Here is a 13,862-nt window from a genome sequence, read left to right as displayed (position 1 = left end):
ATGGTTTACAGTATTCGTATGCGCGCTGCTAAGGGCGGCCCTCATGAACAAGGAGGTTCTCACATTTCTGGAGCGGAACGTCTCGTCTCTTTAGAATCCTTATCACGCATTTCAGAAGAATTTTTACAGCGAGCATTACAACACAGCAAAGGTCGTCCAGATTTTATCAATTTACAAATTGATGAGATTCCTGACGAATCCATCATGAAAGTCCCTGCTCTCATGGTGGCTACTACAGAATCAGAAACAATCGAGGAATCTCATCAGGTAGCTACCCAACTATTACAACAAGCGCAGATTCACGAACAGGCGATTCAAAACGCTTTTACCAAACTCAGCAAAAATACAGAAACTGTGAGCGGGGCTTGGCTCATCAATGCTATTACTGGTGAGGTGTATCCCCAAACAGTACGTGTGTCCCGTATGGATGCCGAATCAGATACAGACATACACCACCATTTGCAATATTATGGTTGTTCTTCCATCCATTCTAGGGAGGCTCTCATCCTAGCAAGCAAGGTCCTCGCATCCCCTTACGTACTAGGTGAACTGTGTTGGTCCGATGATCCAGAGTATACGACAGGCTATGTGTCCTATGGCACTACCTACCATCGGTTAAGCCCTATGAAAGTCTATGGTAGTCCTATCGGTGGTCGTGCCTTCTTTATCACTGACGATGCACCGATAGAAGAAGTAATACAGTATTTTACATCCACTCCTACGTGGGTCACAACGAAAGGGATTCACCATGTTTAATCGATACTCCGAAGCCTTAGTCAAGCGCCAAGAGGAATCACAATTTCGTTCTCCTCGCACCTATACTCCTATCGATGCTACTCATGTTATGTATGAAGGTTCCACCTATCTAATGATGGCATCAAATAATTACCTAGGCTTAACCCATCATCCCCACGTGAAAGATCGAGCCTTACAGGCCATCCAACAATATGGTACTGGCTCTGGTGGCGCTCGTCTTACGTCTGGCTCTTTTCCTTTATTTCAAGAACTAGAAACCCGTCTTGCACAGTGGAAAGAATGTGAAAAAGCACTCACTTTCACAGCTGGGTTTATGGCAAATCTAGGGACAATCTCTGCCCTAGTTCATAAAGGAGATATTATTTTTAGTGATGAATTGAATCACGCTAGCCTCATCGACGGATGTCGTCTTAGTGGCGCCAAAGTACAAGTCTACCCCCACAAAGATGTACACGCCCTTGAGCCATTACTAGCTGAGTCTATGCACCATGGTATGCGTTTCATCATCACTGATGGAGTGTTCAGTATGGATGGGGATATAGCTCCCTTGCCTGAACTATTGGAACTTGCAGAACGCTACGATGCCCTACTGATTGTAGACGATGCTCATGCTACTGGCGTCATTGGTGAAGGCCGTGGCACAGCGCATCACTTTCACTGTGGAAACCCACGTATCATCACCACTGGCACTATGAGTAAAGCCTTAGGGTCCATCGGAGGATACGTCTGCGGTAGTCAGACCATCATCGACTATATCATCAACCACAGTCGTCCCTTCATTTTTGCTACCGCTTTGTCCCCTGCTGACATTGGGGCTAGCATCGGCGCCCTAGAAGTATTAGCAGAGGAACCTAGTGTATATCAAAAACTGCGAAGCAATACAGAATATATGCACAAAGCCTTGCAATCACTAGGAATCCCTAGCAGCGATGACACACCGATATTCCCTATCATCATCGGCTCTAACGAAGATACATTAGAAGCCAGTCGCCTATGTGAACAAGAAGGCATAATCCTCAGTGCCATTCGTCCACCTACCGTACCTATCAATACAGGACGATTGCGCTTAACCGTCACTGCTGCACACTCAGAAGAAGAATTAGACAAGGTCATCCAAGTATTACAAAGACTACCAACACAAAAGACCTTATAACAAAGCTCCTCCTGAATTTCCATAAAGGGAGCTACAAAAAAATAAGTTCCAAATAAAATAGAGGAAAGTTGAGCAATATCAACCTTCCTCTATTTTTTAATCCACCACAAGAAAAGCCGTAGTGCTTACTGAAAACTTTCGCGTAGGGCAGTTTTCAGAAGCGCTGCGGCTTTTCTCCTTTTTAGAAGCGCTGCGGCTTTTCACTTTTTTGCATTATCTATTAAGCTTTCAGCTCTTCCTCGATAAAAGCTTGGAATTGCTGTTTATACAACCCCGCTCCTCCATTCGCTGGATGGCGCAAGGTTGCTTGTACATCTATACCATACTCACTGAGTGTAAGACTTGCTTTTTGACCCACTCCAAGGATCTGTGCCTTAGGGAACAAATCTAAGAGCTGTTTCGTATAGGTCCACCCTAAGTCTAATTCTTGCTTTGTAGGTGTCCGATTTGTCAAACCATCTGTGCCCTTATAGGGATGAAAAGGAAAGATATTCCACAACACCACTTCATAAGGATCGATATTAGCTTCTAGCATAGCATTCCAAACCACAGAATCAGTGGGCTCATTGAAGCCCTTTTCTTTTTGTGTCGGTTTTATAATATACTCGCTCTTTGGATTACTAGTTCGTTTCGGCTCCAATCCAGTAAACACCATAGAGGGTCCTACTGTAGGGTGATGCCCTAAAAGCATTCTTTCACAAGTCATAGCAATCCCTGTAAACCGTCCTCCTTGATAGCCCACCGCTTCTGCAATGATAAGAATTTTAGCACGTTCTAATCGCTGCTCCAAATAAGCCTGCAACTGCTTTCTACGAATAGAACTCACTCGTTGATTCGCATCATAGCGTCCATCAAAGTCATTCCACGGATTATACACATGAGGACTAGAAAATCCTTTTAATTGTCGTATCAATCGTTCTACTGACATAGGTACCTCTCTATTTGGAATGCAATAGCACTACTTTATCACTACTTTTATCACGTTCTAAATATTGACCTACTGAAGATTCCTCTAATTCTTTACCATAATTTTTATTGGTAATTATGAGCATCCGCTCCCCAGATTGCAAGCGTTTAAATAACTCTTGTTCCTCAATTTGAGGCATCACATGTTTGCCATTCCACTTCGCACTACGTTGTATATTATACTTCGCCAATCGTTCTGGACTAGGCTCCACACGCACTGGGGTAATATCTAAATAATACGGCACAGATGCTGCATATTCCCCATAATAATACACAGGTCCATGAAAGCTGCGTATCTGTTCATGATAGGCCACAGAAGAACGCAAGCCCAAGAATGGTACCAACCCTTCCATAAGCACAATACCTAGTACTATCAAGGTACCCATCCCCACTGTGAAAGGCATCATCAATCGTTTCCGATACCAATAACACCCACCTAGGAATAGGGTAAGACCTACGACAACAGCTCGAAGAATCCACCAAAATCCCCACGGTGCAAAGAATGTTCCAATCCCAAGAGCCCACCATAATACTAAAGTCGGTCCCAATACCCACCACCAAGCACGGTGACTGGCATCTTTCAAAGAAATAATCCCAAAAGCTCCTAACAAGCTGAAAGGAATCACCGAAATAAAGGCATAAGTCGGATATTTTGTAGCCATAGCCGTATAAAATACAATCGTTCCCCATCCCATAATCATGGTATATAGATAGGCATCAGTTCTTGTTTTCCAACCCCGATACATACCATATAGAATAGCCCCCGTCCAAGGGAGAGAGCCTCCTAGGAAAATAGGTAGATAATACCACCAATGATTTACCTCGGGATGTTCAGATTGAGTCGCTCTCGTTATATTATGAAGTCCTAAAAACCCATTGATAAATTCCATACCGTGAGTATGATACATATATCCATACCAAGGCAAGACAACTGCTAAAAACACGAGGATACCTTGCCATGGAAATAATGCTTTCACCATAGACCAAGATCGTTTAACCCCTGCATACATCAGGAACAACAATCCCGGTAATACCAGCCCTACAGGGCCTTTTGTCAACACTGCAATACCCGCAAAGCCATAGGCTACTGCCATATACCATGGATTCTTAACTAGTAGTCCACGATAAGCATAATAAAAGGTACCTACCGTGGCAAATAACAACACCATATCTGTGATGATACCATGGGCAATGGTCCACACAATAAGAGAGGTACCTAGTATAAATGCAGATAGCAAAGATCCCACTCGTTGCCCTGTTAGGGTGCGCACTCCTTGGTAAACCATAGCCACTGACAAAGCACCAAAAAGACCTGACGGAAAACGCGCTGCAAAGTCTGTCATGCCGAATACAGAATAGGACAAACTTAATAGCCAATAAATCATAATTGGTTTATCAAACCAATAGTGCCCATAAATTTGTGGGGACAACCAATCTCCGGAAAGGACCATCTCTTTTGCGGTTAAAGCGTAATTCGACTCTACTGGATCCGACACTGGTAATAGATGGTTCCCTAGTACATAAACTCCTAAGAAAAAGAGAAATACTACATAGGTTACACGATGTAATTTCATAAGCATCTCCCTATTGTTTACGACGTTTCCAATATTTCAAACCATATACTACAGCTACTATTACAAAGACTACAATCATAGCAATTAATAGTTCATGATTATACTCAATTAAATCTTTCCAATGTTCTCCTAATTTCATACCTAGCCAAACTAACAAGATAGTCCAAGGGATTGTGCCCAAAGTAGTCCAAATCACAAAGGGGGTCATCGGATATTTAGCCACACCTGCAGGAAAGGAAATAAATGTACGCACCCCTGGTAATAAACGGCCAATAAACACAGCGGCACCACCATAGCGATTGAACAATTTTTCTGCAGCACCAAATTTATCTTCATTAAATAAGATATATTTCCCATATTTCATCAATACAGGTCTACCACCATATTCCCCTAGCCAATAGGATACTACAGAACCTACAATACCCGCTACAACACCTACAATAATAGCCGTATTCAAATCAAATACGCCTTGAAATACTAAATACCCTGCGAACCCTAAAATAATTTCACTAGGAATAGGAATGTTCGCATTTTCTAGCACCATGCAAATAAACATGGCTGCATACCCATAGGTCTCCATGATGGTCAATACATAATCCACTGTTGTCTCCTCATCGGAAGATAGTTATTAATCTTAATCTTCATCTTCTTCATCTAATAAATAATCTTTTGCCATCCACTTTTTCGTAGCTGTAAATGTGATCGTCACCCATTTCTCTGCCGGGTCACCACCAATGGCAAGGTCAATTTCATTGCGAATTTCATCTAATTCTACAATGGTTTGTTTTGGGAAATTCTTAGGAATTAAAATATCAATTTCAATCATTTTTACATTCCCGTAGGCTTGTACACTAGTGACATAATCTTTAAATTTATACTTTTCCATGAAAGAATCCATAATAAATTGGATTCGATTATGTAATTTCAAAGGCGCTACACCCATAATTTGTTTCACCGATGGAATGATAATTTTTAAAGCAGACGGCATCATTTGTAACGATAAAATAATGAGCACAATAGGATCCACGTAGACCGCCCATTCTGCATAGCCAAAATGTTCTAGCCCAAAAGCCACTAAAAAGCTAACTAAAATCCCAGCTTCTAACATAGCATCGATGGACCAGCTAATATTATCGAATTTTACCAAATTAGATTGCAATTTTTTATTGATTTGGTGCACATAGAAATAATAGCACGTATCAGCAATGGTAAAAATTGTAGCATAGATGATAGCAGGTCCCACATGAACAGCACGACCGCCACCCAATAAATCCGTCAGTCCCGATAAAAAGGCATAGCTTACAATCAGCAAGGTAAAACTACCTTCTGCAATCAATACCAACGGTTCAAACTGCCAATAACCGAACTGAAAACGCTTGCTCGTTTCATTAGATACTAATCGGGATGTAATGATCATCATCACCTTAATAATCACGGCAATAAAGGACACGACCCCATCTAACAAGATGGCACTAGATCCGCTAAAGACCCCCATCATAGTGCCCCCTATAGCCACAAATGACATGAGTATGGCTGATTGAATTAACAACCGTTGCTCTACTGCATGTTTATCTTGTATTAACATATACACTCCTATTTAATCTAGTGAGCTTTTCGCTCAAGTTTCCTATACCTATGTAAGAATATTTGTATCTGTAACTACTTTATAGCCTATAGGCATTCTGTACGGTCTACACGCTATGAAATAGTTTTATGCATTCATATACAAGTATATATAAAAACGGTGTATCATACAAGTACGATACACCATTTCTATGCATTGTGAGTACAAATTTATATATAGAATCCTCTATACTATCGCGATTCATAGGACTCTTGTAAAACGTAAGCAAAGGCTTTTTTAGTGCCATCCTCTTGCTCTTGCAAGTACACCCCTTGAATTTCCGGGGCAAAGCCAGGCAATCGATTAAGCCCTTCTTCTAAGGCTAAGAAATAATCTCGTGCCGTCTCTGACCAGCGCTCACCTGGCTGAACACAGAGCACTCCTGGTGGATATGGTAAGGCTCCTTCTAACGCTATACGCCCCACTGCCTCAGACACAGGTACTAACTCTCCATGGCCTCGAACGAAATCAAAGTTCGCTTCTTGCGGTGATTTTACATAGTCAGGGAAATAGTCTTGTAAAAATAATTTCCGTTGTAAATCACTCACATTGCGATTCTTATAGAAATCATGCATTTCTTGGCAAAGTTGACGAATTGTATATCCGTCGTAGGCCTTCCAATGTCGATGACTCACATAAGGTAATACCTCTTCCAATGGCGCATCTCTATCGATGAGAGCTTCAAACTCTACTAAGTGGGATACTAGTTGCTCCATCTTTTCCTTTGTTTCCGCTGGTGTCATTAAAAATAATATGGTATTTAAATCGCATTTCTCTGGGATGATATGGCGATCTCGCAAGTAATGCGCCAAAATCGTAGCCGGTATACCAAAAGATTCATAGTCTCCTGTTTCTACATCAATACCAGGTGTAATCAATTGAAACTTACAAGGGTCAATGAAATATTGATTCTCCCCATACCCTTGGAAGGAGTGCCATTTTCCATTCGGTTCAAACCGGAAGTAGGATAGGTCCTCTGTCATGCGTTCCGTATCACCATCTTCCCAACGTTGACCATGCACCATAGGTGGCACTAGTGGTCGTATGTACTGACATCGTGTTAGCACTGATTTACGAGCCTCAATGGCCACTTTCACACACCCTTTCCACAGAAATTGACCGCCTAATCCTTCATGCATTTTAGCATTCACATCTAAGGATGCAAACAAGGGATAAAAGGGAGATGTAGAGGCATGCATCATAAAGGCATTGTTCATCCGTTTATGATTTATATACCGCGCTTGTCCTTTAATGTGTCTGTCTTTTTTATGCACCTGAGAGGCTTGCGAAAAGCCAGCTTGTTGCTTATGTACTGATTGCGTCACGAGAATACCCGGATCATTAGGTCCTAATTCTAATAATAAAGGACTGCAATCTTTCATCATAGGAATAAATTGTTCGTACCCTACCCACGCAGAGTCAAACAAAATATAATCACAAAGATGTCCAATCCGATTGACCACCTGTCGTGCATTATATATCGTTCCATCATAGGTGCCGAGCTGAATCACAGCCAACCGAATAGGCCGTTCTTCCTTTGCTTTCTCTGGGTCTCTTTGCGCCACTAACTGACGGATATAGCTTTCTTCAAAGCAATGGTCTAGAATCCCCCCGATGGATCCAAATGGATTTCGTGCCGTTTCCAAGTACACTGGTGTTGCACCCGCTTGTACCAAGGCACCATGAGAAATAGACTTATGGTTATTTCTATCATAGAGCACCACATCTCCTGGTGCTAACAAGGCATTGAGAACCATTTTATTAGCGGAAGAAGTACCATTCAATACAAAATATGTTTTGTCCGCATTGAATACATCCGCTGCATGCTGTTGTGCATCACAAGCAGGGCCTTCATGAATGAGCAAATCTCCTAACTTCACATCTGCATTACATAAATCACTGGTAAATACGTTCTGCCCATAAAAATTATAGAACGCACGACCTGCTGGATGTTGCTTAAAGAAGTCACCCCCTTGATGTCCAGGACAATCAAATTGAAGATTGCCATTAGTAGAGTACATAGCTAGGGTTCTAAAGAATGGTGGCAACACAGCATATTCATAGCGTATGGCTGCGGTCTCAACATCCTCTGCCATTCTAAGTTCATCTAGTGTATGTGCCGTATATATCCTCATGTTAGGCAAATAATCACCAGCTTCAATGAGGCGATCTCCATTTTTTGTAATGACAAATAGAGGAATGGAAAAAGCTTGCACCTGTGGATGATGCACCATGTCCTTCACATAAGCATCACTGACCACAATGGCCGACACTTCTGTAAAGTCTGCTGTAACTACATCCACCATGGGATATGTTATATACTCTTGCAGGAGTTCTGCCACATCCTGAGAGAGCGCTAGGGATAATCGTTTAATCATGGAATCTCCTTACTTTCAAATACACATAGAATTTGCAACAAATAAAATAGAGACCCGAAACGGGTCTCTACATGGTTTATTGCGATTAGGCAAATACATTCACTAAATCAATCGTTTGATCACGACCAGGACCTACAGATACAATACCTACTTGTACACCAGTTACTTCTGCAATGCGTTCTACATAACGACGTGCTGCTTCTGGCAATTCTTCATACTTGCGGATACCGGAAATATCTGTTTTCCAACCTGGGAATGTTTCGTATACTGGTTCACATTCTGCTAATACATCTAAGCTAGTAGGGAATCCTTGTACAGGCTCACCATTGCGTGTGTAACCTACGCAGATTTTAACTTCATCTAAGCCATCCAAGATATCTAGACGAGTAATCGCCAAGTAATCTAAGCTGTTCAATGCTGCGCCATAGGATACTACGGACAAGTCCAACCAACCGCAACGACGGGAACGACCTGTAACAGTACCAAATTCATGACCTGTTTGACGAAGGTATTCGCCAGTTTCATCTAATAGTTCAGATGGGAACGGACCTTCACCCACACGAGTAGAGTACGCTTTTACTACGCCGAAGATATTTTTTAAGTAGTTAGGACCTACACCAGCGCCCACAGACGCACCACCTGATACTGGATGGGAACTTGTTACGAATGGATATGTACCGTGATCAAGGTCAAGCATCGTTGCTTGGGCACCTTCAAACAATACTTTTTTACCAGATTTGATAGCATCAATCACGGCAAAGTTTGTATCTTTTACAAATGGACGTAATTGTTCTGCATAGCCTAAGTAATCTTTTAAAATTTCTTCAAAATTAACTGGTTCAAAACCATATACAGCTGTTAACATTTTATTTTTCAATTCTACATTGAATTTTAATTTTTTCTCGAATACTTCTGGATCCATTAAATCACAGATACGAATACCAATACGGTTTACTTTATCTGCATAGCATGGACCGATACCATTTTTTGTAGTACCGATTTTAGCATCACCTTTCACAGATTCTTCCGCTTCATCTAAGCGATTATGATACGGTAAAATCACGTGAGCACGGTCAGAAATATATAAGGATTTTGCACTTTTACCTTCTTTTTCAAGGTTTGCAATTTCTTCCAACAATACCTTAGGGTCCACAACGACACCAGTACCAATGATATTCATTTTATCATCGTAAAGAATACCACTAGGCAATAAACGCAACGCGAAAGATTTACCCTCTACGACTACAGTATGACCTGCATTATTACCACCTTGGCTACGTACTACCACATCAGCGCGTTCAGATAAATAATCAACGATTTTGCCTTTACCTTCATCGCCCCATTGTGTGCCAATTACCATACTTGTTGCTACATTGGTTCCCATATGAATTGCCTCCATTACATCATAGAACTTTCTATCGTAACGATTGCTTTCTAGTTTGAAAGCCCTCATTCTGAAAGTTCTTCCATTATTAGTATTACCCTCGTAAATAGGCGTCTAACGTACACTATTTACACTCTATTATAGCATAGATTGAAAACATTGGGGTAGTTATTCCCTACAAATTCCCATATCTTTATAATGAGCCCAACCGCTTTATAAATTCTTCTGGAATGGACGATAAGAATCGACTTGGTTGTTGCCAATACCCATTTGCATTCACCTTTGCATAGGTAATGGTCAAGTGTTTCTTAGCACGAGTTAATGCTACATAAAAAATACGTTTTTCTTCTTCTAATTTACCATCTTTAACCGCAAAGTAGAAAGGAAGTCCCCCATCATATGCACTAGCAATAAAGACATACTCAAATTCACTGCCTTTGGCTTGATGGACCGTAATGATGGGGATACGGCTGTCTCCTTTTCGTCGGAACATGCCCTCTCCTGAGTGAAGCGCCGACATTTCTAATATCTCTTTCACACCATCACGTCCTACATAGTGTGGATGTTCCGCTTCTAACTCTTTCATGATGCGGTATAGTTCACGAATACTAGTCAATCTACGTTCTCCGGTGGGATCTTCTTTTACCTTCTTTTGATAATGTTCCACTACCCCCATATCTTTCATAATATAAGTAAGAATTTCTGTAGGCTTGCTCGTAGTCCACTTGCTTCGTAAAGTATCCATAGAGGCGGCAATATTGGCAAATATATCTCTATATTTATTTACAAATGCCATACGCTGTGCTTTCGTGGGCAGGATATTTTCCTTCATAGCATAGACCAATAATTTACCGGTCGCTATAATATCGTCCATCGCATTATGAGTAGACTGATGATCAATCGGGAAGTATCCACTTAAAAATTCTAGTTTGTGGTTCGGCAAATTCGGATAGAACCGACGATATATGTCTAGGGTATCATAGATGGCTTGTACCCTTGGCATAGCTACACCATGTCGGCTACACTCTTGCTCTAATATTCCCATATCGTACTGCACATTATGACCGACAACCATGGACCCATCAGCAAACTGTCTGAATGCTTCCAGTACAGTTCGTGCATCGCCACCGACCTTTTGTAAGTGCGCATCACTAAAACCATGGACTAATTCTGAATCCCCTACCGGTACGCCAGGGTTGATAAATCGTTCAAACTTATCAATTTGATTGCCCTCTTCATCAATGCGGATGGCCGCCATCTGCACAATACGGTCTTCCATGATATTTACGCCTGTCGTTTCCACATCAAACACTACGATATCTTTGGCGATGAGCCCTTTTTCTAACTGTTCATAGGGCTCTCGAGTAAAGATTTTCGTACTCATAAAATCGGTAATCCGCAACCCAGTTTTTCTCACTGCTGTGCTTTCTAATTCCTCCATACGCTTATCACCAACCCCTTTTACAAAGGTGCGAATGATTCGTTTTGTACTCATTAAGTCCCAAGGGTTCACTAAGCATTTAAAAAATGCCAACACATCCTTGATTTCCAAACGTCGGAAAAATTTTAATTCATCTGCCAAAATAAACTTCAATTGTTTCTCTTCTGGCAAAGATCGATTACATCGTTTAAAATGCTCACTCAATTGTATAGCCTGTTTATTGGTGCGCACCAAAATTCCTACAGGAGGCATCTCTTCTCCAGTTCTCAACTGTTGAATAGATTGAAATATATACCTAGCCTCATCCTGAGCATCTGCAGCCGCATATATCGAAATGGGCTCACCTTGCTGTGTGGCTATCGCTTTCGGTTCTTTTCGATACAACTCTCGCACCCGTTGAGGGAACATATCTTTCAGCATGGAAAAAGCTCCCTTAAACAACATCTGATTAGACCGATAGTTTGTATCAAACACTAATTCTATAGGGTTATACTCTCTACGATACCGATCGATTAATATAATCGGATTAGACCCACGCCATTCATAAATGGTTTGAAAGTAATCCCCACAGAGCAAAATATGGTTCCCCTCCCACATGGTATTCATCACTTCATATTCTAACTCACTCGTGTCTTGCATTTCATCTACTGCAATATAGGAATAGCGTTGGCGCCAACGATTAGCTACCTCAGGACGCTGAAAGATTTGATGTACCCTCGTAATCAAATCGGCAAAATCTAGTCCATTCAACGAACGTAATCTCCATTCGTATTCCATCAATACCTGCAGCCCTTTTTCTTCTAAAAATTCGGCAGTATCCTCTGACATGATGCTATACCAAACAGACTGTTCCTGTTGCATACGCTTAATTGTCCGTGCATAATCATCTTCTATACTAGAGGAATAATATTGATACTTAGAACGATGTTCTTTCACCGCACTGATAACCTCACGAATCGTATTTGCATGTATTTTGAGTGCCATAAGACCTTGCTCTTCGCTATAGGCTTTCACAAGATTCGGCAAACATTCACTCAATAATTCCTCTACATCTTCTTCATCAAAGATAAGAAATTCTTTAAACAAATCTTCTTGTAATTTTGCTTCTTCTTGCAAAATGGTATAACAAAAGCTGTGAAATGTAGATACTTTCACAGCTTGCGCCTCTTGTCCTACAATGGTAATCATGCGCTCTTTCATTTCACGACACGCCTTGTTCGTAAATGTGAGACACAAGATTTGTTCACCAGTGGCACGTCCTGTTTCCAAGATATGTGCCACTCGATAGGACAATGTATTTGTTTTTCCCGTTCCTGCAGAAGCTAGCAATACAATATTTCTATCTAATTCCTGTACAACTTGTTGTTGAATGTCATTAAGTACCACAGTATTTGATTGCATAGTTGCTCCTTATTTTACCAATGAAAGTACGCTAAGCCTAGCACTGGTATAGGCCCTAACACGGCTGTTAGTGCCCACAACATAATATTCATATCCATAGGAATATGGAATACTTCTGTAGCTACTGCATAGGTAATCATGCCTAAAAAGACATTTATCGCCACTCGTTTGATGGTGAACCAAGCTACTTTGATAATCACCCAAGCTACAACAATAGCTACTACAGCTTGTAATATGTAATCCATCATTACCTCATTTCTTGACGATGTAATACAGCGCCGCTCAAGGTCACCTCATCGGCGTATTCAATATCACCACCTACTGGAATACCACGGGCAATACGAGTGACCTTAATCCCCGTAGGTTGCAATAATCGAGCAATGTATAGGGCCGTTGCTTCCCCTTCTACATCAGGATCTGTGGCGATGATGACCTCTTGCACTGTATCATCTTGAAGGCGCAACATAAGCTCTTTCAAGCGGATGTCTTCTACGCCAACCCCATCAATAGGGGACAAAGCCCCTTCCAACACATGGTATAGCCCTTTATAGTCACCACTGCGTTCGATAGCGATGACATCACGGGATGTTTCCACCACACAAATCATCGATTTGTCCCGTTTAGAGCTAGCACAAAACTCACAAGGATCTTGAGCAGATAAATTAAAGCATTGGGAACATCTATGAGTTGCTTCTTTCGCTGCAAGGATGGTTTCTACCAAGCGTTGTACATCTTCTGCATCTGCCTCAATTAGATGGTATGCTAATCGTCTAGCCGATTTAGCCCCCACACCTGGTAGGCGACGCAACTCTTCTACTAATCGTTCTAAAGGATTTGTCATATTAGAACATACCTGGCATTCCAGGAAGTTTCAAGTTTCCTGTGACAGCACCTAATTTTTTCTCTGCCACTTCTTTTGCTTTGCGATTTGCTTCATTGACAGCTGCTAAGATTAAATCTTCCAATGCTTCCACATCTTCTGGATCCACTGCAGCAGGAGCAATTTTAATGGACAACACTTCTTGTTCTCCGTTCATTGTTACAGATACGGCACCACCACCGATAGATGCTTCTACCACGGTGTTTTTAATTTCTTCTTGTGCTTTTTCCATGTCCTTTTGCATTTTTTGAACTTTTTTCAACATACCTTGCATATTACCGCCACCAAACATAGTGAACCTCCTT

12 protein-coding genes are annotated in these 13,862 nt (G+C 41.4%); 2 read left to right on the top strand and 10 right to left on the bottom strand.

Translation table 11 applies throughout. From position 1 onward, the window contains the following. Both EO121_RS04490 and bioF read left to right on the top strand, forming a co-directional pair. Positions 1-756 carry a 6-carboxyhexanoate--CoA ligase gene (locus tag EO121_RS04490; protein ID WP_127166350.1) on the top strand — a complete coding sequence of 252 codons (756 nt, stop codon included), beginning with the start codon at positions 1-3 and terminating at the stop codon, positions 754-756. Next, positions 749-1,909 carry an 8-amino-7-oxononanoate synthase gene (bioF, locus tag EO121_RS04485; RefSeq protein ID WP_127166348.1) on the top strand — a complete coding sequence of 387 codons (1,161 nt, stop codon included), beginning with the start codon at positions 749-751 and terminating at the stop codon, positions 1,907-1,909. The genes EO121_RS04490 and bioF overlap by 8 nt, the downstream gene beginning before the upstream one ends. A 220-nt stretch (positions 1,910-2,129) precedes the next feature. Here bioF and EO121_RS04480 read toward each other — a convergent pair whose 3' ends face one another. The 10 genes from EO121_RS04480 to EO121_RS04435 all read right to left on the bottom strand — a co-directional run bounded on the left by EO121_RS04480 (position 2,130) and on the right by EO121_RS04435 (position 13,849). Beyond that, positions 2,130-2,837: a uracil-DNA glycosylase gene (locus tag EO121_RS04480; protein ID WP_127166346.1), complete on the bottom strand. Its 708-nt coding sequence runs from the start codon at positions 2,835-2,837 to the stop codon at positions 2,130-2,132. A 10-nt stretch (positions 2,838-2,847) separates the two neighbouring features. Further along, the gene (locus tag EO121_RS04475) at positions 2,848-4,449 is read right to left on the bottom strand and encodes a glycosyltransferase family 39 protein (RefSeq protein WP_127166345.1); all 1,602 of its coding nucleotides are present in this window, start codon (positions 4,447-4,449) and stop codon (positions 2,848-2,850) included. A 10-nt stretch (positions 4,450-4,459) separates the two neighbouring features. Then, positions 4,460-5,029, bottom strand: coding sequence for a DedA family protein (locus EO121_RS04470; RefSeq protein WP_370447210.1), 570 nt, complete (start codon positions 5,027-5,029; stop codon positions 4,460-4,462). Positions 5,030-5,083: 54 nt separating this feature from the next. Further along, complete coding sequence (locus EO121_RS04465; RefSeq protein ID WP_009353188.1) at positions 5,084-6,034, bottom strand: cation diffusion facilitator family transporter; 951 nt, start codon at positions 6,032-6,034, stop codon at positions 5,084-5,086. A 230-nt stretch (positions 6,035-6,264) separates the two neighbouring features. Then, positions 6,265-8,451: an ornithine decarboxylase gene (gene speC, locus EO121_RS04460; protein WP_127166341.1), complete on the bottom strand. Its 2,187-nt coding sequence runs from the start codon at positions 8,449-8,451 to the stop codon at positions 6,265-6,267. A gap of 85 nt (positions 8,452-8,536) precedes the next feature. Then, positions 8,537-9,835: an adenylosuccinate synthase gene (locus tag EO121_RS04455; protein WP_127166339.1), complete on the bottom strand. Its 1,299-nt coding sequence runs from the start codon at positions 9,833-9,835 to the stop codon at positions 8,537-8,539. Between the two features lie 193 nt (positions 9,836-10,028). Continuing rightward, the gene (locus EO121_RS04450; RefSeq protein WP_127166338.1) at positions 10,029-12,677 is read right to left on the bottom strand and encodes a 3'-5' exonuclease; all 2,649 of its coding nucleotides are present in this window, start codon (positions 12,675-12,677) and stop codon (positions 10,029-10,031) included. A gap of 14 nt (positions 12,678-12,691) precedes the next feature. After that, positions 12,692-12,922 (bottom strand): hypothetical protein, encoded by a 231-nt coding sequence (locus EO121_RS04445; RefSeq protein ID WP_127161015.1) that lies wholly within the window; start codon positions 12,920-12,922, stop codon positions 12,692-12,694. Between the two features lie 2 nt (positions 12,923-12,924). Beyond that, a complete protein-coding gene (recR, locus tag EO121_RS04440) occupies positions 12,925-13,518 on the bottom strand; it encodes a recombination mediator RecR (RefSeq protein ID WP_127166336.1) in 594 nt (197 codons plus the stop codon). A gap of 1 nt (position 13,519) precedes the next feature. Further along, positions 13,520-13,849: a YbaB/EbfC family nucleoid-associated protein gene (locus EO121_RS04435; protein WP_009353175.1), complete on the bottom strand. Its 330-nt coding sequence runs from the start codon at positions 13,847-13,849 to the stop codon at positions 13,520-13,522. Positions 13,850-13,862 lie beyond the last annotated feature (13 nt).

The sequence above is a fragment of the Veillonella sp. CHU732 genome (assembly GCF_003992085.1).
GTDB lineage: Bacteria > Bacillota > Negativicutes > Veillonellales > Veillonellaceae > F0422.
Note: the sequence above shows the minus strand (reverse complement) of the source record. Positions and strands in the feature narration are given on the sequence as shown.

Bases quoted from the DNA above. Each gene is read 5' to 3' on its own strand.
- EO121_RS04490 (WP_127166350.1), top strand. From the start codon at position 1: ATGGTTTACAGTATTCGTATGCGCGCTGCTAAGGGCGGCCCTCATGAA.
- bioF (WP_127166348.1), top strand. From the start codon at position 749: ATGTTTAATCGATACTCCGAAGCCTTAGTCAAGCGCCAAGAGGAATCA.
- EO121_RS04480 (WP_127166346.1), bottom strand. From the start codon at position 2,837: ATGTCAGTAGAACGATTGATACGACAATTAAAAGGATTTTCTAGTCCT.
- EO121_RS04475 (WP_127166345.1), bottom strand. From the start codon at position 4,449: ATGAAATTACATCGTGTAACCTATGTAGTATTTCTCTTTTTCTTAGGA.
- EO121_RS04470 (WP_370447210.1), bottom strand. From the start codon at position 5,029: ATGGAGACCTATGGGTATGCAGCCATGTTTATTTGCATGGTGCTAGAA.
- EO121_RS04465 (WP_009353188.1), bottom strand. From the start codon at position 6,034: ATGTTAATACAAGATAAACATGCAGTAGAGCAACGGTTGTTAATTCAA.
- speC (WP_127166341.1), bottom strand. From the start codon at position 8,451: ATGATTAAACGATTATCCCTAGCGCTCTCTCAGGATGTGGCAGAACTC.
- EO121_RS04455 (WP_127166339.1), bottom strand. From the start codon at position 9,835: ATGGGAACCAATGTAGCAACAAGTATGGTAATTGGCACACAATGGGGC.
- EO121_RS04450 (WP_127166338.1), bottom strand. From the start codon at position 12,677: ATGCAATCAAATACTGTGGTACTTAATGACATTCAACAACAAGTTGTA.
- EO121_RS04445 (WP_127161015.1), bottom strand. From the start codon at position 12,922: ATGGATTACATATTACAAGCTGTAGTAGCTATTGTTGTAGCTTGGGTG.
- recR (WP_127166336.1), bottom strand. From the start codon at position 13,518: ATGACAAATCCTTTAGAACGATTAGTAGAAGAGTTGCGTCGCCTACCA.
- EO121_RS04435 (WP_009353175.1), bottom strand. From the start codon at position 13,849: ATGTTTGGTGGCGGTAATATGCAAGGTATGTTGAAAAAAGTTCAAAAA.